Origin of the sequence: Pseudodesulfovibrio sediminis (assembly GCF_020886695.1) — a bacterium.
Lineage (GTDB): Bacteria > Desulfobacterota > Desulfovibrionia > Desulfovibrionales > Desulfovibrionaceae > Pseudodesulfovibrio > Pseudodesulfovibrio sediminis.
The window spans coordinates 2,503,053-2,528,290 of sequence record NZ_AP024485.1 but is presented as its reverse complement, the minus strand read 5'-3'; the positions used below and the strand labels follow the sequence as shown (position 1 = coordinate 2,528,290).

Annotated in this window: 20 protein-coding genes; 9 read left to right on the top strand and 11 right to left on the bottom strand. The window is 55.6% G+C overall.

Features of this window, described 5'->3' with window-relative positions:
• Positions 1–10 precede the first annotated feature (10 nt).
• Positions 11–1,789, bottom strand: a complete 1,779-nt coding sequence (locus SRBAKS_RS12115) for a 6-hydroxymethylpterin diphosphokinase MptE-like protein (RefSeq protein WP_229591157.1) — start codon at positions 1,787–1,789, stop codon at positions 11–13.
• A gap of 194 nt (positions 1,790–1,983) precedes the next feature.
• On the opposite strand from SRBAKS_RS12115, the gene SRBAKS_RS12110 reads away from it, so the two are divergent.
• The 4 genes from SRBAKS_RS12110 (at position 1,984) to SRBAKS_RS12095 (ending at position 6,213) form a co-directional block, all read left to right on the top strand.
• Positions 1,984–2,466, top strand: a complete 483-nt coding sequence (locus SRBAKS_RS12110; RefSeq protein ID WP_229591156.1) for a hypothetical protein — start codon at positions 1,984–1,986, stop codon at positions 2,464–2,466.
• Between the two features lie 217 nt (positions 2,467–2,683).
• Positions 2,684–3,832: an NAD(P)/FAD-dependent oxidoreductase gene (locus SRBAKS_RS12105; protein ID WP_229591155.1), complete on the top strand. Its 1,149-nt coding sequence runs from the start codon at positions 2,684–2,686 to the stop codon at positions 3,830–3,832.
• Between the two features lie 90 nt (positions 3,833–3,922).
• Positions 3,923–5,326 carry a sigma-54-dependent transcriptional regulator gene (locus tag SRBAKS_RS12100; RefSeq protein ID WP_229591154.1) on the top strand — a complete coding sequence of 468 codons (1,404 nt, stop codon included), beginning with the start codon at positions 3,923–3,925 and terminating at the stop codon, positions 5,324–5,326.
• A 167-nt stretch (positions 5,327–5,493) separates the two neighbouring features.
• Complete coding sequence (locus SRBAKS_RS12095) at positions 5,494–6,213, top strand: class I SAM-dependent methyltransferase (RefSeq protein WP_229591153.1); 720 nt, start codon at positions 5,494–5,496, stop codon at positions 6,211–6,213.
• 145 nt (positions 6,214–6,358) lie between these two features.
• Here the strand turns inward: SRBAKS_RS12095 and SRBAKS_RS12090 are convergent, their stop codons facing one another.
• Positions 6,359–9,265, bottom strand: coding sequence for an insulinase family protein (locus SRBAKS_RS12090; RefSeq protein ID WP_229591152.1), 2,907 nt, complete (start codon positions 9,263–9,265; stop codon positions 6,359–6,361).
• 193 nt (positions 9,266–9,458) lie between these two features.
• On the opposite strand from SRBAKS_RS12090, the gene SRBAKS_RS12085 reads away from it, so the two are divergent.
• Complete coding sequence (locus tag SRBAKS_RS12085; protein WP_229591151.1) at positions 9,459–10,091, top strand: peroxiredoxin; 633 nt, start codon at positions 9,459–9,461, stop codon at positions 10,089–10,091.
• Between the two features lie 591 nt (positions 10,092–10,682).
• On the opposite strand, the gene SRBAKS_RS12080 is transcribed toward SRBAKS_RS12085, so the two are convergent.
• From SRBAKS_RS12080 to SRBAKS_RS12065, 4 genes are all read right to left on the bottom strand, one after another.
• Entirely contained in the window at positions 10,683–11,582 is a 900-nt protein-coding gene (locus SRBAKS_RS12080; protein WP_229591150.1) for a TIGR01777 family oxidoreductase, read from the bottom strand.
• A gap of 143 nt (positions 11,583–11,725) precedes the next feature.
• Entirely contained in the window at positions 11,726–12,736 is a 1,011-nt protein-coding gene (locus SRBAKS_RS12075) for an ABC transporter substrate-binding protein (protein ID WP_229591149.1), read from the bottom strand.
• 89 nt (positions 12,737–12,825) lie between these two features.
• A complete protein-coding gene (locus SRBAKS_RS12070) occupies positions 12,826–15,015 on the bottom strand; it encodes a sensor histidine kinase (protein ID WP_229591148.1) in 2,190 nt (729 codons plus the stop codon).
• A gap of 9 nt (positions 15,016–15,024) precedes the next feature.
• Positions 15,025–15,597, bottom strand: coding sequence for a DUF4390 domain-containing protein (locus SRBAKS_RS12065; RefSeq protein ID WP_229591147.1), 573 nt, complete (start codon positions 15,595–15,597; stop codon positions 15,025–15,027).
• Between the two features lie 261 nt (positions 15,598–15,858).
• Here SRBAKS_RS12065 and torT point away from each other — a divergent pair, with 261 nt between their 5' ends.
• Positions 15,859–17,025 carry a TMAO reductase system periplasmic protein TorT gene (gene torT, locus SRBAKS_RS12060; protein ID WP_229591146.1) on the top strand — a complete coding sequence of 389 codons (1,167 nt, stop codon included), beginning with the start codon at positions 15,859–15,861 and terminating at the stop codon, positions 17,023–17,025.
• A 3-nt stretch (positions 17,026–17,028) separates the two neighbouring features.
• Positions 17,029–18,972 (top strand): cache domain-containing protein, encoded by a 1,944-nt coding sequence (locus SRBAKS_RS12055; protein WP_229591145.1) that lies wholly within the window; start codon positions 17,029–17,031, stop codon positions 18,970–18,972.
• 79 nt (positions 18,973–19,051) lie between these two features.
• Here SRBAKS_RS12055 and SRBAKS_RS12050 read toward each other — a convergent pair whose 3' ends face one another.
• From SRBAKS_RS12050 to SRBAKS_RS12035, 4 genes are all read right to left on the bottom strand, one after another.
• Positions 19,052–19,282: a thioredoxin family protein gene (locus SRBAKS_RS12050; RefSeq protein WP_229591144.1), complete on the bottom strand. Its 231-nt coding sequence runs from the start codon at positions 19,280–19,282 to the stop codon at positions 19,052–19,054.
• Between the two features lie 20 nt (positions 19,283–19,302).
• On the bottom strand, positions 19,303–20,400 hold the full coding sequence (locus SRBAKS_RS12045) for a permease (protein ID WP_229591143.1): 1,098 nt from the start codon (positions 20,398–20,400) through the stop codon (positions 19,303–19,305).
• A 57-nt stretch (positions 20,401–20,457) separates the two neighbouring features.
• The gene (locus SRBAKS_RS12040; RefSeq protein WP_229591142.1) at positions 20,458–20,763 is read right to left on the bottom strand and encodes an ArsR/SmtB family transcription factor; all 306 of its coding nucleotides are present in this window, start codon (positions 20,761–20,763) and stop codon (positions 20,458–20,460) included.
• 102 nt (positions 20,764–20,865) lie between these two features.
• A complete protein-coding gene (locus SRBAKS_RS12035) occupies positions 20,866–21,318 on the bottom strand; it encodes a hypothetical protein (protein WP_229591141.1) in 453 nt (150 codons plus the stop codon).
• Positions 21,319–21,500: 182 nt separating this feature from the next.
• Here SRBAKS_RS12035 and SRBAKS_RS12030 point away from each other — a divergent pair, with 182 nt between their 5' ends.
• Both SRBAKS_RS12030 and SRBAKS_RS12025 read left to right on the top strand, forming a co-directional pair.
• Positions 21,501–21,965, top strand: coding sequence for an NfeD family protein (locus SRBAKS_RS12030; protein ID WP_229591140.1), 465 nt, complete (start codon positions 21,501–21,503; stop codon positions 21,963–21,965).
• A 1-nt stretch (position 21,966) separates the two neighbouring features.
• Positions 21,967–22,992, top strand: coding sequence for an SPFH domain-containing protein (locus SRBAKS_RS12025; RefSeq protein ID WP_229591139.1), 1,026 nt, complete (start codon positions 21,967–21,969; stop codon positions 22,990–22,992).
• A 120-nt stretch (positions 22,993–23,112) separates the two neighbouring features.
• Here the strand turns inward: SRBAKS_RS12025 and SRBAKS_RS12020 are convergent, their stop codons facing one another.
• Positions 23,113–24,837 (bottom strand): calcium-binding protein, encoded by a 1,725-nt coding sequence (locus SRBAKS_RS12020; RefSeq protein WP_229591138.1) that lies wholly within the window; start codon positions 24,835–24,837, stop codon positions 23,113–23,115.
• Between the last annotated feature and the right edge of the window lie 401 nt (positions 24,838–25,238).

The window sequence follows — 25,238 nt, the reverse complement described above, 5'->3', positions numbered from 1 at the left end:
CAGGGAATAGCTAAAGGCAGGCGTGTCTGGCCTTGTCAATGAGGGTCAAGAATTCCTGACTCATTCTGAAGATGTGCTTGAAATAATAGCGCAATCCTTCCTGGCGGTCTGACGCACTCCCTTCGAACACCTTCTCGTGAAATAATGTATTTCTGAAATCATCAAACCGCTCCACCAGACTGGTCACGCCGTTCTGGTCCAGCTGTTCAAGCACGGCCATGCCCTTGGCAATGAGCATGTCGCCCTCCTCTCCCAAAACAACTCTGGCCGCATCACGGATGCTGACCCATTTCTGCTCCTCATGGTTGAGGTAGCGCAGCACGGGCTGTCGCTCCACCGTGGGCGGATCAGCCTCGAACAACGCCTCCATCGGCGTGGCCACATCAGCCTCGGGCAAGACCGGCATCGGGTCATGGACGATCTCCTGCCCGTACAGGATGCTGTCTGCGGACGTGTTGATACAGGTCATGCCTGACAAACGGACGACCTCGGCCAGCCACAGGGCGGCGTCACGAAAATTGATGGTGGTATAGAGCTGCTTCCCGGATGGCGCGGTCACCGGGTACAGCTGCGGGTGCCTGTTGATGAGCGGCTTTTCCGACACGCCATGCTCTTCTTTGACCGTCCCCTTGGCGTACCCCAGTCCCCACGGATTTTCCGAGGCGAGCTGCGCTCCCACCAGCACGGCCCGGGCGCACCCGAGGTGGACGGCCAGTCCGAAGGCCGTTGAAATAACCGACCCGTGCAGCTTGATCATCTCCCTGGCGCCAAACAACTCCGGCAAAAAGCTGCCGAACAGATATTTCTGCCCGAAGTGATCCCCGCCCAGGTCGGACAGGGCGTGCCCCACGAGGATGGTCTCCGGCAGGACCGGAATGTGCCGAAACACGGCCCCCGAGGCAATGGAGGTATCGTTGATAATTACGAAATGGGGGTGAATACCCGCTTCCACCAGCGGTTTGACCGCGTTGTTCACGCAGATAATCACGGCCCGATCCCTGTTGCGACGGATGAACTCGAACTTGGAAGACAGGTCAGGACCGGCGGCCACCAGAATGGCCGTATGCCCTATGAAGCGATCCGTCAGGTGTGCAATGGGTGGAAAGCGAAGGTAATCGCCGATATTTTCAAAGGCATGTACCTGTTGATCATGAAGCAGCCCGCGGCTGATATTGCGCACCGGGCGCGACCGGGCAAAGGACTGCCCGGAGATGCCGTAGATGGCGTGTCGATAATGCAGGACCTCAAGATACTCGATGACCTCGGCAGCCCAGTCGCCATAGAGTCGGGATATCCGCTCGGTGACAAGGAAAACCGGCGTGCCCTGCCGGAACATGTCCGGGGGAAGCAGGTCCTGCAAAGCGGGATTGAATGAATACGGATTGCCCGTGAAACAGAAGAAATTCTGGCGGTTCAGTCCGGCCAGTTTGACCGATTCCAGAAAATTGACCAACGCCCTGTCGTCCGGCTCGAAGACCACCACGATGAGCTGCTGATTCTTCAGGCAGGCACGCATTTCCGGGCTGTCCGCTGCACCGAGCAGGACCACCAGCCGGGTGGCCTCCACTGCCTGATGCATCGTCGTTTCCGGCGGAAAAAACGTGTAGGTAGGGGAATCGCTGTCGGCAAAAGGGAATTGAAAACCGGGGTTCTCAAATCGACACAGCTGATTGTGTGCCGATATTGTGTGCGGTCCCGTGTCGAGAGCGCCGTCTCCATGAACCTCCACAGGCTCACCCCGGCAGAGGATGCCGAGTTCCACCAACGCTGCGATTTTACTGTTTTCCATGTAGTCCGTTTCTCTTCCCTGAAAGCGAATTATCTGAAGCCGATACCCTGACTGTAGCAAATTGGCTTTGGAGCGTCTTTTTGTCAAGGCGACCAGACCGATTGACGAACAAAGACCGGACTTTGCCATTCAACGAATTCATAGTATGGTCAGCCACACACTGAACGCACCCAAACACTTTTTCCTGAAATGCCATGAGAAGCAAACGCCACTCCAAATCAACAGAATGGACCAAAAACTTTTTCCTGATCCTCCTGGCCGGAGTCGTGATCTGGGTCTTTTTCAGTCTGGACATCATCAAGAAGGGAGAATCCATGTTCTCCAACACGGCCAGTAAAAAGCTCAAGTTCTCCGGCAACTTCACCCGCAAGGAGTATACGGACAGGGAAGTGGACCGCTTGCTCAGCTACATCAAGACACGAAACAAGCTGCTCGAAGAGGTCAAAATACAGGCCACCACCCAGGATTCCTACCGCAAGATCACCCCTGACACAGAGATTCTCTTTGAAGTCCATGTGACTATGGACGACGGATTCACGTTCACCACTCCCCTGCGTCGTTCCAAACGAAAACGACTGGTCTCCGGTATCCTGACCAAGCTCGACAAAGACGTGCGGGCCTATCTCGAAATGCGGAAACAGGGAAAGAAAATGAAGGGGTTGGTCAACACGATGTGATCGGTCACAGGCTCGCACCATTTGCCGAGCTGAAAGACAATGCCCTCGCACCCGATACATATCCGCCTGCAACTGTCACCACGGCTCCGCTCCTGAACAATTCCGCCACAGAGACCACCCCGGCTCAACAGAAACCGCCCATCCTGATGCAAGACGGCTTGGGCTTGCACGAGACCGGCTTCACAGTGTACATTCCTCGCCGAAACGGTGATATTATATGACAAAAAAACATGACGTTATCATATGCGGATCCAGCCTGGCAGGCAGTGCGGCAGGCCTTGCCCTCGCTCGGCGCGGGCACAGCGTGCTCATGCTCGACCGGGCCGAGTTCCCGCGCAGGAAACTCTGCGGCGGGCTGCTCACATGGAAATCGGTCAAGCTCCTTGCCTCGCATTTCGGTGAAACCCCGGAGTCGCTGACCCGGGCCGGCGCGCTCACCTGTTCAGCCGACGGCTATTCCATCCGCACCCTGACCAAAACACTGGTCAACGGAAAGCTGCCCGTTCCCTTTCACTTTGTGGACCGCACCCGATTTGATACGCACCTCATGGAATGCGCCCGCAACGCCGGAGCCGAGACGATTCATGGGCACAAGATCACGGGCTGCGATCCGATCAAAGGCGTGGTCACCCTCGACAACGGGCACACTCTCCAGGGGAAATATGTCATCGGTGCGGACGGGGCCAACTCCACAGTCCGGGCCTCATTCCCGGATGTTGATCGAACGCGCATGAAACAGTTCATGGCCCCCACCATTGAAATATCGATTCCCAGAACCATGCTCTTCAGACCGATCAGGAACCCGGAACTGTACGTCGGGTTCATTGACGCGGGGTATGGCTGGGTCTTCCCCAATCAGGACAAGGTCGTGATCGGCATCTGCGGATTGAGACAGGACAATTTCAATATTTCACAGGTATTTAAAAAATTTATAGATTTTCTTGGGATCAATATGCGCCCCTTCCCGGAGCTGCATGGTCACCCCCTGCCCTACGGCAACTATCTGGAAACGCCGGTCCATGGCGTCACGCTGTTGGCAGGCGACGCGGGCGGGCTGGTGGAGCCGCTGTTCGGTGAAGGCATATTCTTTGCGTTGTGCTCAGGCATGTATGCGGGCGAAGCCGTGGCCCAGGGACTTGAAACCGACACGGACGCCAGCCAATATTACACGGCACGGCTCAATCATTTCATCCTCCCTGAACTCAAGGCGTCCGACCGGCTGCGCTGGATATTGTTCAAGAGCATGAAAGCCATCGGTCCCACTGGGTTACAACTTTTTGTCAAAGCGGCAGGCCGTCCTCTGACCGAAATGGTGCACGGCATCCGTTCCTACGCGTGGCTCAGAAAAAAACACTGGGATTTTTGAGTTCTTTCGGCGGTTGCCTTGAATCCTTGGCCGCGACCGTCTATATAAGCCAGTGAAACATCCTATTATCGCATTCACCCCGGAGCAATCATGAGCGGAAAAATCCTGATCATAGATGACGAAGAAAGTATCCGCTTTTCCCTGCGCGGGATTCTTGAAGACGAAGGGCTTGACGTGGCCGAAGCCGAGTCCGGCGAGCAGGGGCTTGAGCTGATCGGTACGGACATCCCGGACATGATTTTCCTCGACATCTGGCTGCCCGGCATGGACGGTCTCGAAGTCCTCGAAAACGTGACGCGCGATTACGAAGGGCTACCTGTCATCATGATTTCCGGACACGGCACCATTGAAACCGCGGTCCAGGCGCTCAAGAAAGGCGCCTTTGACTTCATCGAAAAACCGCTCTCGCTGGAAAAGGTCGTGGTCTCCTCGCGCAACGCTCTGGAGTTCTCCCGCCTGCGTCAGGAGAACCAGGCCCTCAAGACACGCATCACCTCGGAGCAGCCTGTCAGCCTGACCGGGCAGTCCGCAGCCATTCAGGAACTCAAGGATGTCATTGCCCGCGTGGCGCCCACCGACGCGTGGGTGCTCATCACCGGCGAGAACGGCACGGGCAAGGAGATCGTGGCCCGCTCCATTCATCACCTCTCCGGCCGGGCAGACAAGCCGCTGGTGGCCGTGAACTGCGCAGCCATTCCCGAGGAGCTCATCGAATCCGAACTCTTCGGCCATGAAAAGGGCGCGTTCACCGGTGCGGAAAAAGCGCAGGAAGGCAAATTCGAACTGGCAGACGGCGGCATCCTCTTCCTCGACGAGATCGGCGACATGAGCCTGAAGACGCAGGCCAAGATTCTCCGTATTTTGCAGGAACAGGCCTTTGAACATGTGGGCGGACGCAAGACCATCACCGTGGACGTGCGCGTGATCGCGGCCACCAACAAGGACCTGACCGAAGAGATCAAGGCGGGCAATTTCCGCGAAGACCTCTATTATAGACTCAAGGTCTTTCCGCTGGAACTGCCTCCACTCAGAACCCGGACTGACGACATCCTCCTGCTCATCACCGATTTCATGAACTCGCTGGTCAAACAGCACGGCTTCAAGCCCATCTCCTTTGGACAGGACGCCATCAGGGCGCTCACCGCCTACCCCTGGCCCGGCAATGTGCGCGAGCTGAAAAATTTCGTTGAGCGCATGTTCATCATGTACGCCGGCGAGGCTGTGTCCGCCGACCGGCTGCCGCCCGAATTCAAGAAAGCCATCGAGGAACAACCCGCGGTCGTTGCTCCACACACGCCCGAGACCTCCATGGATGATCTCATCGCAGGCGGCCCGGACGATCTCAAGCAGGCCCGCGCCGATTTCGAAGCCCGGTTCCTCGAAGCCAAGCTCAAGGAATTCGAAGGCAATATCTCGCAGCTTGCCAAGGCCATCGGTCTGGAACGTAGCTCCCTCTACCGCAAACTCAAGACGTATAACATCCAGACGGATTAGGGCGGCCTGTCCCTGCTCCCACCACGGTGCAGTCGCCCTCCCGCTGTTCTGCACGCTATTTCAGCCCGTTAACTTCGTGGCCTGGTAAAGTTTGTGTAGGACTTTACAGCCTGCATTAAGAAGGTCATTATTTATGAAGCAGAGGATATGCAACGCCAAGGATAGTGATGATGCCCTGGGAACCGGAACGATATGAAGCATGGTTTGATACCCCTGAAGGACGCTTTGCGCTTGATCAGGAGATTCGCCTGTTGCAGAACGTGCTGGCCGGATGGCCGCGCCGCAAACGCAAGATGCTTGAGATCGGCTGTGGAACCGGACTGTTTCTGGAGCAGATGTATCAGATGGGACTGGATGTCACGGGCATCGACAGTTCCTCAAAAATGATCATGGCGGCCCGCAAACGGTTCGGCAATCGCGCGGACCTGCACATCGGCAACGGCGAAAACATGGGGTATTCGGACAACGAATTCGACTACGCCTGTATCTGGAGTGTGCTGGAATTCTCGAAAGATCCCGAAGCCATGCTTGTCGAGGCCGCGAGGGTGGCCGAAAAAGGGTTGCTCATAGGCTTCCTGAACAAGCACTCACTCTACTACACCATGGACATACGCAAGGCCGAGTCCACGTTGAGCAAGGGGAACTGGTTCACCTGGTGCGAAATGAAAGACCTCATCAAACGTGCCACGGGCTTTCACCCCACCATGGCCCGCTCTGTCCTGCCCGGCCCCATGAAGACCTGGAAATCCACCGGCATTGCCAGCATGCTCAACTCCAAAATATTCCCCCCGTCAGTGGGGGCATTCGTGGCCGTACGTGTGGACTTCATCAACATGAAGCCCATGAACCCCCTCTTTGCCTGGAAAACCGAGCCGGGCCTGGGCTAACCAGCCGTATTCCATACAGTCCGAACGTCGGTAGGACGACGATAGAAAACGGCGCACCATGCATGCACATGGTACGCCGTCATTCCACTTTTTCTTATTCAATCAATATCAGCCACAGCAGTGGCGACCGGATGCTTCCACCGGGCTACAGCACCTGTCTCAAATCCAGATCCAGCCCGGCATTTTCCATGGCCAGCGAGTCGCCGAGCACGCAGATATCGCCCTGTTCGGCGTTGATGCGGACCGCTTCGGCAAAGTCGCGGAAATCCTTTTCCGTCACCGCCAACACCTGATCACGGATGGTCTGAAGATACGCGTCATCCTGGTTGGTCAGATGGCGAACAAGGGCGGTGAATCCCTTGGCATCCGGCAACTGGTAGGCGTCAATTTCACCGATGGCGCCGATGACGGATTTTTCCAGTTCGTCGTTGGACAACTGCACGTTCTCCAGATAGTCGGCAACGCCGTCAAAAGCGGTGATCGTGTCAGCCACATTGGGGTCGCGATAGGAAACAAAGGCCAACGCCCCGGCCAGACGGTCCATGATGCAGAACGCGCCGTAGGCACCGCCCTGTACGCGAACCTTTTCCCAGAGATAGCCGGTACGGATGAGCTTGTTCACCACCTGTGCCGCACCGCTGAATGTGAAGCCGTGCTCGGCCACATTGCAGCCCTTGCCCACATAGTTGACCTGAGCCGGAATGGCGAGGCCTTCACGGCCGGGCAGATCGGGCATGACGCGGGTGGCGGCGGGGGCATTCACATCCGGGAGCGCAGTAACAAGCGCGGCCACCTCGGACTCAATGCCGGTATACGACGCCTGATCCATGGTGGCGTTTATGATCACGGTGTTCCTGCCGAGCAGAAGCGAGCGCAGCTTCTCCAGATCCTTGGCAACGGAACGGAAGTCGTCCTCGATGCGCTGCTCCAGACTGCGCAGGAAATTGAGGTTGGTCAGACCGGACATGGCTTCTTCCATGGCGTGGGCCTGATGGGTCCGAGCGCGCAGGCGGGTGGCCACGATCATGTGACCGGACGGCACCAGCCGCTGCTCTGCCCGGGCACGCGCTTCGGACACGATACGGGTCAACCGCTCCTTGTTGTCCAGCTTGGCCTCGGTCAGCACCTCGGCCAGGATTTCCAGGGTGGCGGGGATATTGTCCACCGTGGCCTTGGTCCGCACGAACAGACGGGATGCCGCGTTTGCCGAATCGCGCACAGGCGAAGCAAACGGCTGTGTCCAGATGCCGCCTGAGGTCCGTGCGATGCGCTGGGACAGATCCACGTAATCCCGCTTGGCCGTGCCGGATTCGAGCAGTGCCCGCCCGAAAATTCCGGCATAGGGCAACAGCTCGTCAGGTACACCGGCGAGATCAAACCCGAAATCGAAATATCCGATGCCGTTGGTGGGCAGGTCGTGCAGCAACAGCTCTCGACCGGCGACCTCATGCTTTTCAGTGGGGATGATCCGATTTTCAGTTGGCAGATCTGACTGGGAGAGCCGAGGCACCGTGGCCAGTGCCTCGATCGAATCCGGTTCGGCCTGAAGCCGATTCAATTCTTCGGCATCGGCAATGACCTGATCAAGCTCGGCTTCAGACATGGCGTCCTTGACCTGCTGCAAACGCTCCGCTTCGGCTTTGGCGTTCTTCTTGGCCAGCTTGTGATCCGGCTCCAGCAGCACAGTGGTGCGATGGGGATTGTGCAGGAGCAACCGGGCCAGCAGTTCTTCGAAAATTCTGTCGCCGTTGGCGACCCATGCCTTGATATTGTTGAGCGGCGCTTCAAAGGGCAGCAGCAGCAACGGATCGCCCTCGGTCTCGTCGTCGTAAAGCCAGGTGGAGAGCGCCTGGAACATAAGGGACAGGCCGCGCGGATAGGAGCCGGTGTTGTTCTCGCGCAGAGAGAACTCCACGGAGTTGATGGCCGCCTCGATGTCGCGGGCGTCGATACCGTTGTCCACCAGATCCTTGATGGTCTGGAAAATGACGTGCTCCGCCTTGATGGCATTGGACGGATGAATGCCCTTGAGGCCCACGGAAAAGAACATCTGCCGCATGTCAGCCTCGAGGCCCACACCGGCAAGGTCGTCGCCGAGGCCCGAATCCATGAGCGCTTTCTTGAGCGGCGAGGAAGGCAGACCGATGAGGATATGCTCCAGCACATGCAGCGCGAGATTCAGGTTGGCGTCCGCAGTCTCGGCCAGCAGCCAGTTGACCGTGAACATGCCCTTGGCCAACCGATCGGAGGCCGGGTAACCGGCACGCACGGAGCGGGCTTCGGTGAATCGCTCCTGCAAGGGGATGCGGGTCGGGGTCACGTCAATGGGCTCGAATTTGGAGAACACTTCGTCCAGAATTTCCAGACGCTTGTCCGGGTCGTCGTCCCCGTAGAAAAAGGCATAGCCATTAGACGGGTGGTAATGGTCCCGGTGAAAGGCCATGAACTGCTCAAAGGTCAGATCAGGAATGACCGCCGGATCACCACCGGAGTCGATGCCGTAGGTCACATCCGGGAACAGTGACTGCTGGGAGTGTTCGTAGAGCAGGGAATCAGGCGACGAGTACGCCCCTTTCATCTCGTTGAAGACCACGCCCTTGTAGGTCAGCGGCTTGTCCCTGGATTCCAGCTCCAGGTGCCACCCTTCCTGTTTGAGGGTATTCTCGGTCAGGCGGGGGTAGAACACCGCGTCCAGATACACGTCCACCAGATTGTAGAAGTCCTGCACGTTTGCCGAGGCCACAGGATAGCAGGTCTTGTCCGGGAAGGTCAGGGCGTTGAGAAAGGTCTGAAGCGACCCTTTGAGGAGTTCGACGAACGGCTCCTTAATGGGATATTTTTCGGACCCGCAAAGCACGGAATGTTCCAGAATATGGGCCACGCCCGTGGAATCCTCGGGCGGGGTACGGAACGAGATGCCGAACACCTTGTTCTCGTCGTCATTGACCATGGACAGCACCCGCGCCCCGGTCTTGTCGTGCCGGTAGACAATGGCACTTGTGGCCATTTCGGGAATTTCAATCACATTCACTTTGGTAAAGCCGTGGCTCATTATATCTATCCTCGCGGTAAAAGTCATAAACACGCCTCAAAGGCGAAGGGGAATCATACACGACCTCGCCCCAAGGGCAAAGTACGGAAATTTACAGAAAAGACTTGACGTAGACCGAGTCCGCGCCTAGTTTGCTGAGAAAGGTAATCATTACTAGATCGATTGCAACCAAGTATACATAAAGGATAAAACCATGAGTAACGAATACGATAATACTGAACTACTGACATCATTTGCCAAAGTGGGCCAGGTTGTGCCCGAGTTCACCATGGAGTCTTTTGACCCCACCGAGGGCGGATTCTGCGAAGTGGACCTCGGCGAACTGCGCAAGCAGGGTAAATCCGTCATCCTGTTTTTCTATCCGGCTGATTTCACCTTTGTCTGCCCCACCGAGCTGGCTGACCTGGCAACCAAACATGCGGAACTGATCGAGCTGGGCGCTGAAGTCATCTCCGTGTCCACGGACACCAAATTCACGCACCTGGCCTGGAAAAACGACGAACGTCTGCTGGCCGATGTCAAATTCAAGATGGCTTCCGACTCCACCGGCGAAGTCTCCCGCTATTTTGATGTCTGGGATGACGCCACAGGTCTGGCCCTGCGCGGCACCTTTGTCATCAACCCCGACGGCTTGCTGGTCTCTTCCGAGGTCAACTTCTACAATGTGGGACGCAACGCCGACGAGCTGGTCCGCAAGGTGGAAGCCAACTCCTACCTCAAGGATCACCCCGAAGAAGCCTGCCCCGCCAAGTGGACACCGGGTGAAAAAACCCTGACCCCCAGTGAAAAGCTGGTCGGCAATGTGTACGAAGCTTTGAACGACTAACGGATTACGATCTTCACACTCTCGTAACTCCTGTTGCATGCAGCACCCTCCATGGATCGTCCATGGAGGGTGTCTTGTTTAATACCCCCAGACAAAGCCCGTGCAGGGGTGATGACGCCTGCTCCGATACGCCTGAAAATAACGGCACGCTCCACTAGTGTATACTATCATTTTTATATTGATAATTGTTTTCAAAAAGAGCTTGACCCCGCCAGCGTTCCTCCCTATTATCTTGATAACGGCTTTCAATATCACCTCCTCCTAAAGATGAGATAGCCAATTGCCATCACGTTACGATCTCACATTCTCGTAACCCCCTGTGAGCAGGCCCTGACTGAATTGCCCGGTCAGGGCCTGTTGCATTTGTGGAGAGAGTACAGCGACCTCAGACGGCACGCGCAGCCAGTGAGCACGACAAACAGTGTCGCACACCCACGTGTCATGTGCGTATTCCGGTCAGCAGTGCATACATACGGGATGAGTCAGAATTGCCATGTGTCTCGGCCCATACTCTCCGGGACGAAATAACGACAGCAACACCCGTCAGGATGCCATTTGAAAACGGCAAGGCTCTAGTTCGGTCAAGAAGCGCTATTTGAGAATATCCAGAAGCGCGTCTGCCAGCTCCGGGAACCGGAACACGTACCCCGCCTTGATCAGGCGTTCAGGCAACGCGAACTGGCCGGAAAGCAGAATCTCATCTGCCATTTCACCGAACAGAAGACGGAGGGCAAAGGGCGGCACCGGGGCCTTGTAAGGACGCTCCAGAATGGTGCCGAGCGTATGGGCGAATTTCTCTGCGCTGACCGGACCGGGGGCAGTCAGATTGTACGGACCGCTGGTTTCGGGATTCTCCATGAGAAAACGGATGGCCCCAACCTGATCGGCCATATGAATCCAGGACATCCCCTGAAAGCCGGTGCCCGGAGAACCGCCCATGTACAGCTTGAACGGGAGCAGCATCTTCTTGAGTGCTCCACCATGCCCGAGCACCATGCCTGTGCGAAGTATGCACCTCCGCACGCCCATGGATTCCAGCTCGGCTGTCGACGCTTCCCATGCACGGGTCACTTCGGCCAGGAATCCGGTCCCGTTGTTCGCGTATTCATCAATGGGAGAAGAACCGCACGGACCATAATAGCCCACGGCCGAAGCCTGGATGAGTGCGTAGGGCGTCTTGCCGCTCTGCCTGATGGTCCGCAGAATCTGCTGTCCCGCCCGCACCCGGCTGTCGAGTATGCGCCGCTTTTTTGCGGCGGACCAGCGACCGCCCGCGATGTTCTCGCCTGCCAGATTGACCACCGTGGTTTCCGGCCCGAGCAGACTGCTCCAGCCGTTGTTCCAGGGCATGCCGATGACGCCGGCACCAAACGCGTCCGCAACCTTACCGGGGTTGCGCGACAAGACCACGATCTCCCAACCATGCTCCTTGAGTTCCCTGACAAGCTGTTGGCCTATGAAGCCGGTTCCCCCGGCAATAATTGCACGCATGACTATCCTTCCCTTTCAGCCTGAAGCAATTGCCCAAGCGTGCATACAAACTACCATGCCTTGAGCGGTTATACCAGCCACGAACACTGTTAAGTGACTAAAATTATCCTTTTTTTCTCTTAGGCCGAAAACTTCACCGCCCCCTACTCCACAAAATACACAGGATCGGTCATCGGATGGAAATCATAGGGAAGAACAAGGCCCCAACGGTCCAGCTCATGAAAACTGAACAGAAAAATCCCATTTTCCGCTGTGATGGGGTACAGTTCCTTTGGTTCTGTGCCGGTCAGGATTTGCTGGACCAACCTGGCCGCATCCTCACCCTGCGTTCTGCCTGAGTTCACCAGACCGCCCACGGCCTTGCCCTTGCCCACTGAGAAGTCCCAGAATCCGAAAACAGGGACAGGTGAATGCGCAGAAGTCCAACGGATAACGGTCTCACTTGGCACATGCTGTCCGTTCGCGTCCTTCAGGTTGTGATACAACCCCGCAAACACGATGTTGTTGCCGGTATTTTCGACAGTCAAAATAGCCTGCTGCCATTCTTCAAAGGTTTCCAACAGCAGAACTTCCACCGCGGTGTTCGCCAGCATATGGGATCGCTTCCCTTTGAAGATGCTGTTCATGATTGTTTGCGACGTGTTGCTGGTATCGAAAAGGATCAGGGCTCTTTGCAGGGTTGGCCCCAGGATATCCTTGAAATAAAGGATCGAGCGCTTGAATAATGGCCGTTCCAGCACACCGGTCGCCAGCTTCATGTCATCAAGATATACACGCGGATTCTCGCTGACACCCAGAAAGACCACCGGGATGCCGGCATCCATGACCCGCCTGCCCAGCAAACGGATCGCATTGTCATCGGTCAGGACCACCACATCCGGTCTGTCCTCTTGCACAGCCGCCCAGGCACGATCGACATTGCCCTGATATTCCTCGGGCGCAAGCCGCTTGGTGTCGAGATAATGGATGGAAAGATCAACGTCTGCCCCAAGCACATAGGTGAGCCCTTCATTATGCGATCTCACCCATGAGTAATTCAGGCTGTAACTGTTGATAATCATGACCAGGGGGCGTCGGGCATGCGCCTCCCCCTCCCAGCTCCACGCCAGGAGGAAAAGAAGTGCGGCAAGGACGCTTATGTGACGAAACGACACAATCACTCCCCTTGAAGAAGAGAACAGTACAGACATGGTTTGAAATTATCACAGCAAGAGTGTCGCTGCAATTATAGTGCGTAAAAAAATCAAGTGTCCGGGAGTTCTATGACAAATACGGTACCGCCGTCCGCACCGGACCGGGCGCTGACCGTCCCCCCATGGTCGGAGATGATGGAGCGGACAATGGTCAGCCCAAGACCGGTACCCCCCCTCTTTTCGGTGTAGTACGGTTCAAAGAGGCGGGAGGAGTCCTTGGGCAGTCCCGGACCGTTGTCAGCCACCGTGATGATGACCTTGCCCGCCTTTATGTCGTGGGAGGCATTGATATCCACGCGCCCGTCCTTGCCGCCCTTGAGGGCCTCGGCTGCATTGGTCAACAGATTGATGAGCACCTTGCGAATGGACTCGCGATCAAATTGCAGCTCGGCAATGGGCGTGTCAAAAGTGAGATTCCAGTCGATGTTGAGGTGGGTATTCTTGAACATGCCCGTGACTTCTTCCAGCAGTGGAGCCAGATAATCCGGCTGCGGCTGCACTTCCGGCAGCTTGGCATACGCGGAAAACTCGGCGACCATGTTCTGCAGCCGTTCCACCTGATTGACGATGAGACCGGTGCACTCGTCAAAAGTGGACTCGCCGATGCCGGGGCCATACTTGCGCTGAAGTCGCTGGGCCGAAAGCTTGATCGGGGTAAGCGGATTCTTGATCTCATGCGCGATGCGCCGGGCGACCTCACGCCAGGCCGCCAGCCGCTGGATTTTCTCCAGCTCCGTAATATCCTCGAACACGGCCACATGGCCAGCCTCCCGGCCACCCACATTGGTCAGGGAGACCACGTTGACCAGCACCTTGATCGTCTTGCCGCGAACAGGAAGATCCAGTTGATGCTGCCAGCCTCCCGCCTTGGCCGAAAGCTGGCTCAGGGCGTCCTCCATCATCTTGGCAAAATCGCCGGAAAGCAGGTGATGGGAAATCTTGCCGATCAGCAGCGCACCCGGGATGCCGAGAATCTTTTCGGCCGCAGTATTGACTGTCCCGATACGCCCTTCTGCGTCCATGGAAATAACGCCGGAGGTGATATTGTTGAGCACGGCCTCGATATATTGTCCGCGCCGCTCCAACTCCTGATTCTGTTGGGCCAGCCGTTCATTGGCCTGCTGCACGGACTCCTGGGATTGTTCCAGATCTTCGGCCATACGGTTGAAGGACTGCACCAAAAAACCGAGTTCGTCATCGGACCGGTCCTCCAGGCGCACGGAAAGATCACCGCGTCCGATACGCTCCGTTCCTGCCGCCAAGGCCTGCACCGGGGCAGACAGCTCCTTGGCAAGCCGGAATCCAAACCAGATGGCACCCAGAATAATGAGCAGGGCCATGACCCCGAGCGTCAGATAGAGATTCATTTTCCACGGGTATTTGCGCGTCTTGAGCTTCTTGTATTCATCCAGACCGCGCACGATCTGATCGAGCCGATGCAGCAACCCCTGCCCCACGGTTTCACCGATGACCAGATACCCTGACTCCCCCTGATCCACAGGGGTGACGCCAAGGACAAGATCACTGCCCGGCTTGGGTATGATCGTGGTCCACGAACGCGGGTCCGCCTTGAGGGACTGCCAGTCGATCTTTTCCTTGATCTCGGGCCATGCCTGACTCCATTGCGCCGTGGCATGGGCGTTCTGCTCATTGCCCTCCGGATTGATGACTCCCACCAGACTGAGGTCGTATTCGTCAAATTTTCTGCTCAGATAGTTGTCCATGGACTTGCCGCCCCAGGCATAATTCTGCTTGACGATCTCATCGATCATGACGGAGCCGCGCCGTTCCAGACGATCCTGCGCCGAGCCGTAGAACGCACGCCCGAGTTCGAGCGCCTGCTCCATGGATTCCTCCACCTGCCCCTTGAACCAATAGTCCACCGAGGTCTGCACGAACTTCACGGAGACCAGATAGATGAGGGCGGTGGGTATGAGCGAAAGGGAGATAAAGGCCAGAACAAGACGGGTTCTGAGCTTGGAACCAAGCACCTTGCGGCGGCGATCCAGGATGAGTCGAACCGCGTTCCGGGCCACATAAAACAACATGGCCAGCAACAGCACCACGTTGAGGATGAGCAGGTTCAGGATGAGATAGTAATCACCACTCAGATATTTGAGCTCGGCCCAAGTCAGACCGAGAATAAGCACCAGAAAAATCAGGGCAAAGATGTATTCTCTTTTACGCCGTCGCTTGTCCCGGTGCGTGGTCGGGCTGATGCGTATGGGATCAGGCGTCACAACAGACCTCTAGTACGTGAAGTCCAGCTGAAAGGAATTGTCTGAACCGGATTCCCAGTCCCAAAAGAAAACATAGCGCATGAGTCCCTCGTGGGCGCCCTGCTCTTTCAGACTGGTGTCGATCTTGAGACTGTATTTCTGCCCCCGGTCGAGCAACGCCCATGACCCGAGCTGTATTTCGAGCTTGCTCCACCCCCTGGCCAGCAACTGACCAAGATCAGAGCCGCGCAAAAGCGCCTCTTCAGAGGCCAGTTTCATCACAAACTCGTTGGTGGCGGTGTCGTATTTTACCGAACTCCAGAAGTAGGCCATGGAAATTTCATCGTCCAGCCAATAGGCGCTGTCCTTGTATAAGCCCACGCGGCATTTGAGCACAAGCACATCCCCGTCCATCAACTCCCCCTTGAGAACAGGCAGTTCGGCAACGGAAACACCGAAACGAGCCGTCAGCCTGCCACGCACATTGGCCAGAGAAGGGGCTGTCAGGGTCAACGTCTGGGCCAAAACCGGCCCCACCCAAAAAAGAACGACGAATATCGTCAGGAAGAGCGGCAGCAACCGCCCTCGAACATTGGTACTCATTATCTTCCAAATGTATCAGTACCGGTTGCAAAGAACAAGAGCCCGCACCGGGCTTTTTCCAGCCAGGAGGTTTCTCCCGCACCCGGGTGGGCCGTACCATTGGTATATCTTGCGGTATTATATTACTAGGTCTTCCACAACTCTTTTGCTATACATATCCTTTCCTTCTTTCAGGCAGGTCAAAGAGCACCCTCTCTTCATCCTGAAGCACAGTGTACCTGCGAGGAAGCATGGACCATTTACTGCTGACGGCATATTGATATGAAATCCATTTCTTACGATGCATATTCACTCCGATGGAGCCTGGCCGTAGTCCTGTTCCTTTTCCTGAGCCTGATCCCCACCCCTGCCGAAGCTCAGGAAACAGCGTGGTGGCCTCTCCAGGTCAAAAGTTATTACGGCCGATATGACACAAGACAAAAGCAGGCGGGTCATGCTTCAGCCAGTCTCAACAGCCCCAAACTGGAAGAATGGGTTCCCCCACCCCCGCCAGACACGCCCATCACGCTGGGGGTGTGCCTTCCTCATATGAAAGATGCGTACTGGGTAGCCCTAAATTTCGGCATCATCGACGAAGCCCGCAGGCTCGGCGTCGGCATACGGCTGGTCGAAGCGGGCGGCTACGACAACCTGCAGACCCAGATCAGCCAGATGCGCCAACTGGAGCGCGATGGTGTGGATGCCATCATTCTCAGCGCGATCAGCTACACCGACAACAACCAGAGCATCGCCAGAACCGTTGCCCGGTCCATCCCTGTCATAGAGGTCGTCAATGACGTCCTCGCTCCGGCCGTCACAGCCAAAGCCATGGTTTCCTTTTATGAGATGGGCTATTTTGCCGGCGAATTCGTTGCCGAACAGGCTGAGACGGCCGGACTGCAATCGGTCTCCATCGCTTTTTTTCCAGGCCCGGCCGGCTCTGGCTGGGCTCCCGAGAGTCTGATTGGATTCAAGGAAGCCATGCGCCACTTTCCCGGCCCCGTGGAAATCAGGGATGTGGTGTGGGGCGATACCGGCCATGACACCCAACGCAAACTGATCGAGTGGAGCCAAGAAAAAACCGGCCCCGTGGACTATATCGTCGGAAATGCCGTGGCAGCGGCAGAAGCTCCGGCAGCGCTGGCGAGACTGGGCAGACAGGGAACAACACAGGTCGTTTCCACGTATATCACGCCCACACTCTATGACAGTCTCAGCAGAGGGGACGTGGCAGCCTCTCCGTCCGACTTAACCATCTTTCAAGGCCGCATGGCCGTGGACATGTGTGTCCGCGTACTCAGGGGAGAAATCCCGGGCAAGGACTTTCCGTTCCGTTCCGGCCCGTTCAGCCCCATGATCACGCCCGACAACATCGCCAGCTATCCCTATGAAGGACTCTTCGGTCCCAGAGGATATGTTCCGATTTTCAACCTTGACCCGGCACACTAAGCCATGCGTCTGTCCTTCAACAACATACGTATCCGCAACAAGCTGTTCATCGCTTATTCCGTGGCCTTCACCATTCTGTTTCTGGTGACAGGAGCCGTTGTCTATTCACAGGTCCGCACCATTGTCCGCGAAAGCATCCAGGCCGAACTGAGCAAAACCACCTCCACCATCCAGACCATGGTCCGCACCGCTGCGGATGTCTCCATCAAACATTACGTCCGCGCCGTGGCCGAACAGGCCCTTGCGGAAACACGGTATCTCTACAGTCAGGCCCAGCGAGGCCAGATCTCCATGGGAGAGGCCAAGCAACGGGCGCAGGAGATCCTCCTCAGCCAGTCCATTGGCAAGACTGGTCGCGTATATTGCCTGAACAGCAAGGGCATCATGCTCATCAACCACAAGCGAAGCCTCGTTGGACTGGACATGTCCGGCCTCCAATTCGTGCGGGATCAGATCAGACTCAAAGAGGGGTATTTCGAATATGAGTGGAAGGAACCTCTAGAAGCCACGTCCAGATCCAAGGCCATCTACATGACCTATTTCGAACCGTGGGACTGGATTATCACCTCTTCCAGTTTTCGGGACGAATTCAGCCAGGTGGTCAATGTCGAAACGTTCAGGGAGCACTTCTTTGAGCTTGGCTCAGGAGAAACCGGGTATCCCTTTGTACTCGACTTTGACGGCACAATGCTGCTCCATCCCTATCTGGAAAACAAACATTTCACCGAATACAACCACCCAAAATTCAGTGCCGTGGCCAAACGAATCATCGAGGAGCGCAATGGATTCTTCGAATACGACTGGCAGAATCCCGGGGATGAATGTGAACGGAAGAAGATAGTCTATTTCAAGGAGATACCGGAACTCAGGTGGGTAGTCGCCTCATCAAGCTACTATGAGGACTTTCAGGGCCCCCTGGATGACATCGGCTTTGTGCTCATGATCGCACTGGCCCTGACCCTGCTCATCATGATTCCTGTCTCCATGGTCATCGGCGCGCTGATAACACGGCCCATAAAAGGCCTGCAGGACAGCTTCGCCAAAGCGGCCAACGGCGACTTCAGCGTCCGCATGGACGCCCACTCCAGAGATGAACTCGGCCTGCTGGCCGGGTACTTCAACTCCTTCATGGAGAAGCTCACCGAATACAGCGACAGCCTGAAAACAGAAATCGCTGTCCGGCGCAAGACAGAGAAAGAACTCATCGCCATAGACAAGACAAAATCCATGTTCCTGGCCATGGCCTCTCATGAATTACGCACGCCGCTGACCTCCATCATCGGCTTCATCAAACTGATGGAGCGCAAATTCACCACTCTCTTCTTCCCGCAGCTTGTCGGCAAGGCGGAGCTTGAACCCCACGCCATACAATTCCAACAGAATCTCGGCATCGTCCAAATCGAAGCGGACCGACTCGGCAGGCTGGTCAACGATCTCCTTGATATGAGCAAGATCGAAGCCGGTCGCATGGAATGGAGGGATGAGTCCCTCACTCTGGAGACCATCATAGGCCGTGCCGCCCAGGCCATTGCGGCCTATGACACCAACAAGCCGGATGTCTCGATGATCTTGGACGTGCCCCAGCCCGAGGCCATCATCACCGTGGACCCGGATCGGATACACCAGGTTCTGATCAACCTCCTGAGCAATGCCTTCAAAAACACGAACGAGGGACAGATCACGCTCTCGGCCACAGTGACGCGCACAGGCGTGGAATTTTCCGTATGCGATACGGGAAGAGGCATCCCGAAAGAGGACATCTCGAAAATCTTCGACATTTTCTATCAGGTCCATGACCTTGACGAACATTCCAGCACCGTGTTCGGCACTGGGCTGGGACTGTCCATCTGCCATCAGATAGTGAGCCACTACGGCAGCAAGCTGCTCGTGACCTCAACCATGAACGAGGGCAGCTGTTTCACCTTCCTCATCCCTGACAAGCCCTGACTTCTCCCTGCCCGAACCCGACAGGCCGAGGAAAAAGAAAGGGTGACCCGATCCTCTCTCCCCGGCCGCTCAACGGCTGCTAGCTCAACCAGCCAAGCACATCCTTCTTGCTGGGCGCCTTGCCCGCAACCTTGACTTCGCCGTCAATGACCACCGCGGGGGTGGCAAAGATGCCATACTTGGCCATTTCCTGAAAATCCTTGACCTTTTCTATGTCCGCAGCCACTCCGGCTTCGGCACAGGCGTCACGAACGGTTTTTTCGGTCTGTTCACACTTGGGGCAACCGGGGCCCATTACGAGAATCTTCATTGGTAACTCCTTGGATGAGATTAGATGATTGCGTTAAAAATATAGCCGACCACCAGAATGCCCGAGCCGACCACGGCAATGAACACGGCGATGAGCCGGGGCTTGAGCACCTTGCGCAGGATGACCATCTCCGGAAAGGAAAGCGCGATAACGGACATCATGAAGGCCAGCACGGTACCGAGAGCGGCGCCCTTGCCCAGCAACGCCTCGACCACGGGGATGATTCCAGCGGCATTGGTATACATGGGAATGCCCATGACCACTGACAGAGGCACGGACCACCACGCCTCACGCCCCATGATGCCGGCCAACTGCCCTTCGGGCACATAGCCGTGAATGGCCGCGCCCACCGCGATGCCGAGCAGCACGAACTTCCACACGCGCCCCACGATATCCTTGACCGAATCAAGCGCGTAATCGAACCGCTCAGGCCAGCTCATGGCGGCTTCCTTGGCTGCCTCTCCGGCACGGATCTCCTTGACCCAGTCTTCCACATGGTCTTCCAGCCCGAGTCGTCCGAGCACCCAGCCTGCGACGATGGCAATGGAAATGCCGGTGACGAAATAGAGAGCGGCAACCTTCCAGCCGAGCAACCCATACAGCAGCACCAGGGCGATCTCGTTGACCATGGGCGCGGCAATGAGAAAGGAAAAGGTCACACCCAGAGGGATGCCCGCGGTCATGAAGCCGATGAACAACGGCACCGCGGAACAGGAGCAAAATGGCGTGACCACGCCCAGTAGCGCGGCCATCACGTTGCCTGCGGATTCCCGGCGGCCAGCCAGGAAACTACGCGTCCAGTTCACGGTGACGAATGAACGCAGAATGCCAACGCCATAGACCACCAGCACCAGCAGCATGAGCACCTTGGGAGAATCATAGAGGAAGAACTGTACGGCTGACCCGAGATGACTTTCGGGAGACAAACCCAACACGGAGTAGGAGACCCAGTCTGCAAAAGGCATTAACTGCTCATACAGAACAAACCAGGCCACCAGCGCCAGCCCGCCAAAGATGATATAGCGCAGCAGACTACCCTGATCGTTTTTTTTCTCGCCCTTGTTCTCACACGTGCCGGACTGACAATCGCAGGATGCGTTATTGGGTGTATTTGGCATGATGCTACTCTCTTTTTCATTTGGCGCTTTTGCCAAATGTTTATGCAAAAAAAAATTCTACTCGTTATTGGCCTGGACGACCGACTCGACGCAATGGAAAAAGTTCAGGATACAGGGGACCTTAAGACGATAAAATATCTTTTTTCCCCGCCGCTCGTCCTCCACGATGCCCACTTTCTTCATCACGGTCAGATGCTTTGATACCGTGGACATATCGTGCCCCACCAAGTCGCGCAGATCACAGACGCACTTTTCGCCCTGCGACAATGCATCTATCATGAGCAGCCGCGACGGATGCGCCATGGCCTTGAGCACCTTGGCACGCTCCTCGAACTGATTTTTGATGACGATATCTGTTTGCATATTCATTTCTCCGTCGTTCATTTGGCAATATAGCCAAATGAACTTCGCTGTCAAGAGCAGGGATCATATTTTTCGAAAAGATAGAGAGAAAAACCGTGCAGTCTAGGAATCGTCGGGCAGGATAGTCGCGTGCCCCTTGCTGTACGAAAGCCTGTTCGGCTCCTCGCGGACGATGTGGTTCAACTCGGGGTTCATCAGTGTCAGGCTGGTGATGGCGCCGCCATTGGTGGAGATGGTGACAAACACCTTCTGGCCACGCTTGGGACGGAAGTAGACCCGACCCTCAATACGCTTTTGCCAATTGCTGTCGAGAATCTTGCAGCCCCCTACAAAAGACTTGGGCGTAAACGGCGTGAGCGCATAGACACGCTTGAAGGTCACCTGGGTGAATGTGCCATCGGACTTCTGCCCCATGCGGTAAACCTGCGCGACCGTGGCAATGGCCTTGATCTCGGATTCCCGAGCCAGAAGAGCGAGGTAGTCCGGCTCCTCCGCCACAGAGGGCAACGCGATCAAAAAAAACAGCAAACCTGTAAGTAAAAAGCGAAACTTCATATATTTCAACAACTCTTGATGTAGTAGTGAGCCAGAATCGAAAGTAAGGTATACCAGTGAACTGGGTTTCGCAAGGTGGAATCCATGACAGCATATTATGCTCAAGCTTGCAGAATGGCCGTCAAAGAGAGTCGACAAAACTCTCCTCAAAGAGTATCAGGAATCCTCAAGCAGGAGGGCTTATGGAATATTTCAGTTCAATGGAAAACGTGCTCTGGCTCATCTGGTTGAGTGTCGGCGTGATTTTCATCGTTGCCGAACTCATCGTGCCGGGATTCATTATAGTTTTCTTTGGCGTGGGTGCGCTCATCGCAGGGGCCACAGCCTTTTTCGGCTCAACCATCCCGATACAACTCATAGTCTTCGGCGTCTCTTCGTTGGTGATGATACTGGTATTCCGCAAGACCATGGCAAAGACCTTTGCCGGATCTGATGCAGACGACGACTCGGAAGAGAACGATTCGGCCATCGGCCAGATGGCCGAAGTGGTCGAAGCGATCAAGCCGCCCCATGTGGGACGAATCAAATTTCAAGGATCATTCTGGAACGCCCTCTGTGACGAAACCATAGAGACTGGAACCATGATTCGCATCGTCAACCGCACTGAAAACGATGCAAACACCTTCACCGTAAAAAAGGAGCAGTAACATGGACCCTACAACCACAACATCACTGATTACGGCGCTGGTATTTGTACTGATACTGGTTGTCCTGATCATCAAGACCGCGGTGGTCGTTCCGCAAAAAAGTCAGTTCGTGGTCGAACGGCTCGGTAAGTATTCAAAAACACTGAGCGCCGGGTTGCATATCCTCATCCCCTTTATCGATAAGATTGCGTACAAGCGGAGCCTGAAGGAAGAGGTCATGGATATCCCGGCCCAGTCCTGCATCACCCGCGACAACGTGTCCGTGACCATTGACGGCGTGCTCTACATCCGCGTCATCGACGCCAAGATGTCCTGCTACGGCATTGAAAACTACTATATCGCCGCCTCCCAACTGGCCCAGACCTCGTTGCGCTCCGCCATCGGCAAGATCGATCTGGACAAAACCTTCGAGGAACGCGAGACCATCAACGCCTCCGTGGTCATGGCCGTGGACGAGGCCGCCCAGGAATGGGGCGTCAAGGTCATGCGCTACGAGATCAAGGACATCACCCCTCCCGGCACTGTCATGGTCGCCATGGAACAGCAGATGAAAGCAGAACGCGAGAAGCGCGCCGAAATCGCCATCTCCGAAGGCGACCGCCAATCCCGCATCAACCGTTCCGAAGGCCTGCGCCAGGAAGCGGTACAGGTGTCCGAAGGTGAAAAGCAGAAACGGATCAACGAGGCACAGGGCCGCGCCCAGGAAATCATGCTAGTGGCCGAGGCCACGGCACAGGGACTCAAGAAAGTCGCCGAAGTCATCAACATGCCCGGCGGCTCCGAGGCCATGAACCTCAAGGTGGCCGAGCAGTATATCGGAGAGTTCGGCAACCTGGCCAAGGAGAACAACACCATGATCATCCCGGCCGACATGGCCAACATGGGGGCCATGGTCGCCACGGCCACGGAGATTTTCTCTCAAACAAAATGCAATCCCACAGCCAAACCCAGACGGGCTACAGCCAAAAAAGGGCCGTCCTCCTCTGAGCAGCCACCCAAATCGGTCGGCGGTTTTGTCGTGGAATAAAGATACTCGACACAGACATGAAAAAAGCGGCTCCATCTTTCAGGATGAGCCGCTTTTATATGCAAATCCCCCCCCCGGTCCATCATGGACCGGGGGGGGATTGTTAATTCACAATTATGATTAAGTAGGTGTATTGCTGCCGGAATCAATAAGTGTCTGAATGGCCTCGCTCAGCACCTCGGTGGTGGTATAACCATCGATGACAAAGGAGCTGGTATCCAGTTGGCTCACGCCCAGTAACTCAATCACGACCTCACTGCCGTTATCAGCACCGATTGTCAGAAGCAAATCGTCACCGTCCTGAACCACATCGGTCAACGAGGCACCGATACCGATATTGATAACATCACCGCCAGAACCGCCTGCAGTGAAGTCTTCCACGGTAACGGTTACACCGTCAGTCATGATGGATTGATCAATGAATATCCGGTCGTTACCTTCCCCCAGAACCAAATGATCGTTCCCTGTGCCTGTGGCAATATTATGCGACCCTGAACCACTGACGATAAAATCGTTACCGGCACCGCCTGCCACAGGAGCAAACCCCTCACCAAGGTAGATGGCATCGTCACCACCGCCACCGTAGATGAAGTGGTCACCGCCGCCAAAGCCGTCTTCAACGCCGTCGATAATATCTCGGGTGGTGGCAAAAATGGCATCATCTCCTTCAGAACCGATAAGGCTGTCCGGCCCCTCATCTCCCTGCAACACCTGATGGAAGTTACGCATAACAGTCACGTTGTCTAGCATGGCACCATGGCTGGTATTGTGTTCGATATTTTCCACGAAAGAGAGTGCAGCATGATCTTCTGTCGCAACGGTATCAAAGGAAAGAGTTGTCCACTCGCCCGGCTCATGCTCAAACTGTTGCTGAACAAAAGGTTCACCGTTTTCGTCGAAGACGATCAGTTCATACATGCCATGACCTTCCTGATTTTCAGGATAGCCACTCTCGCCACCATCAAGAGGTTCTTCCATACCGGCTTCAGGGTTCCAGCGAAGCATGGCGACCCTCTCGTCACCAAGCGTAATATCGAATTCATTTTCTTCAGGCTGAACAGTACGACCATGCAACCTGGGGGCAAACGCGAAGCTGATGGTCGCGGTTTCACCTGACTGCACAGCGATGGACTGAGTCAGCGTATCATGGCTGCGGGTCTCGGAATCAAGTTCCATATGCCTGTCGCCATCAAAGGAATCAGTCTGCATACGGTTTCCATCCCACACCTCCATCCGACCGCCAGTGTTTTCCCAGTGGTCCACATTGTTGGTATAATCCCAGCCGCCGCTCGTCCTGCCATAGGACTCGAAGCTCGGGTTAAGGACGATCTGAACAGCTTCTTCCTCAGGATAAATATTCTCTATTGCGTCACCGATAAGCAAAGCCTCAGGATTGAATTCGGGAAGCGTAGGCCCGTCTCCGCCAAAGGCATCCCCCTGTCCACCAAGAGCATCGACAGAGTCACCCAAAGTGCCCGCGTCATCGCTGTATGCGCCTGCACCGGAACCTCCGGCAGCACCGTCCGCAGCGGTTTCTAGCTCCGCAGCATCCGTCTGGTTGCCTTCGGAAAACGCAAACAAGTACATATCACCAGCCACGGTTTCGCCAGTGACCAGTTCAAAGACCGGCAACGCACCCTGCTCGGCCAAGGTCTGATATCCCTGCAGGATAACGGAACCTCCGCCCTCTACTGTGATGACAAGATCGTCGCCTGAACCAGTAAACACGGCCTCTGAAATATCAAAGCCAAAGTGGACCGAATGCCCGGCATCCATCTGATAGACTTGCGTCTGGCCTGCGCCAGGGAGCGTGACATTCAGGGTAGGGGAATTTGAAGTTGCCATGGAGAACCTCCTCACAGGATATATACGACATTTCTTCTCTTTATGGTATGAATATACAAGTTGCTTCAAATTAAGTCAATAAACTATATATTAATTATACCAAATAGTTATCCTGTGTAAATGTCCACCTGTCACCAGTTTTGACCGCATGGCGACAAGCATATACATATCATTTATATTCTATAAATATTAATTTTTATATTTTTTATCAACAGCACTCTGTTTAAAACTCATCTTCCGTTCCGAACCAACGCACACCCGTACTCTCCACTTTTGTTTGAAACATCTCATTGATTTACTTGAGCAAAACTCACTGAAGCGCAGACAGGGCAACACTGCCATTATTTTTTCACACAGCCTGACACGCGAACTGTCAGCGTGTTTTTCTGACGGCTCAACTG

Bases quoted from the DNA above. Each gene is read 5' to 3' on its own strand.
- SRBAKS_RS12115 (WP_229591157.1), bottom strand. From the start codon at position 1,789: ATGGAAAACAGTAAAATCGCAGCGTTGGTGGAACTCGGCATCCTCTGC.
- SRBAKS_RS12110 (WP_229591156.1), top strand. From the start codon at position 1,984: ATGAGAAGCAAACGCCACTCCAAATCAACAGAATGGACCAAAAACTTT.
- SRBAKS_RS12105 (WP_229591155.1), top strand. From the start codon at position 2,684: ATGACAAAAAAACATGACGTTATCATATGCGGATCCAGCCTGGCAGGC.
- SRBAKS_RS12100 (WP_229591154.1), top strand. From the start codon at position 3,923: ATGAGCGGAAAAATCCTGATCATAGATGACGAAGAAAGTATCCGCTTT.
- SRBAKS_RS12095 (WP_229591153.1), top strand. From the start codon at position 5,494: ATGATGCCCTGGGAACCGGAACGATATGAAGCATGGTTTGATACCCCT.
- SRBAKS_RS12090 (WP_229591152.1), bottom strand. From the start codon at position 9,265: ATGAGCCACGGCTTTACCAAAGTGAATGTGATTGAAATTCCCGAAATG.
- SRBAKS_RS12085 (WP_229591151.1), top strand. From the start codon at position 9,459: ATGAGTAACGAATACGATAATACTGAACTACTGACATCATTTGCCAAA.
- SRBAKS_RS12080 (WP_229591150.1), bottom strand. From the start codon at position 11,582: ATGCGTGCAATTATTGCCGGGGGAACCGGCTTCATAGGCCAACAGCTT.
- SRBAKS_RS12065 (WP_229591147.1), bottom strand. From the start codon at position 15,597: ATGAGTACCAATGTTCGAGGGCGGTTGCTGCCGCTCTTCCTGACGATA.
- torT (WP_229591146.1), top strand. From the start codon at position 15,859: ATGAAATCCATTTCTTACGATGCATATTCACTCCGATGGAGCCTGGCC.
- SRBAKS_RS12055 (WP_229591145.1), top strand. From the start codon at position 17,029: ATGCGTCTGTCCTTCAACAACATACGTATCCGCAACAAGCTGTTCATC.
- SRBAKS_RS12050 (WP_229591144.1), bottom strand. From the start codon at position 19,282: ATGAAGATTCTCGTAATGGGCCCCGGTTGCCCCAAGTGTGAACAGACC.
- SRBAKS_RS12045 (WP_229591143.1), bottom strand. From the start codon at position 20,400: ATGCCAAATACACCCAATAACGCATCCTGCGATTGTCAGTCCGGCACG.
- SRBAKS_RS12040 (WP_229591142.1), bottom strand. From the start codon at position 20,763: ATGCAAACAGATATCGTCATCAAAAATCAGTTCGAGGAGCGTGCCAAG.
- SRBAKS_RS12035 (WP_229591141.1), bottom strand. From the start codon at position 21,318: ATGAAGTTTCGCTTTTTACTTACAGGTTTGCTGTTTTTTTTGATCGCG.
- SRBAKS_RS12030 (WP_229591140.1), top strand. From the start codon at position 21,501: ATGGAATATTTCAGTTCAATGGAAAACGTGCTCTGGCTCATCTGGTTG.
- SRBAKS_RS12025 (WP_229591139.1), top strand. From the start codon at position 21,967: ATGGACCCTACAACCACAACATCACTGATTACGGCGCTGGTATTTGTA.
- SRBAKS_RS12020 (WP_229591138.1), bottom strand. From the start codon at position 24,837: ATGGCAACTTCAAATTCCCCTACCCTGAATGTCACGCTCCCTGGCGCA.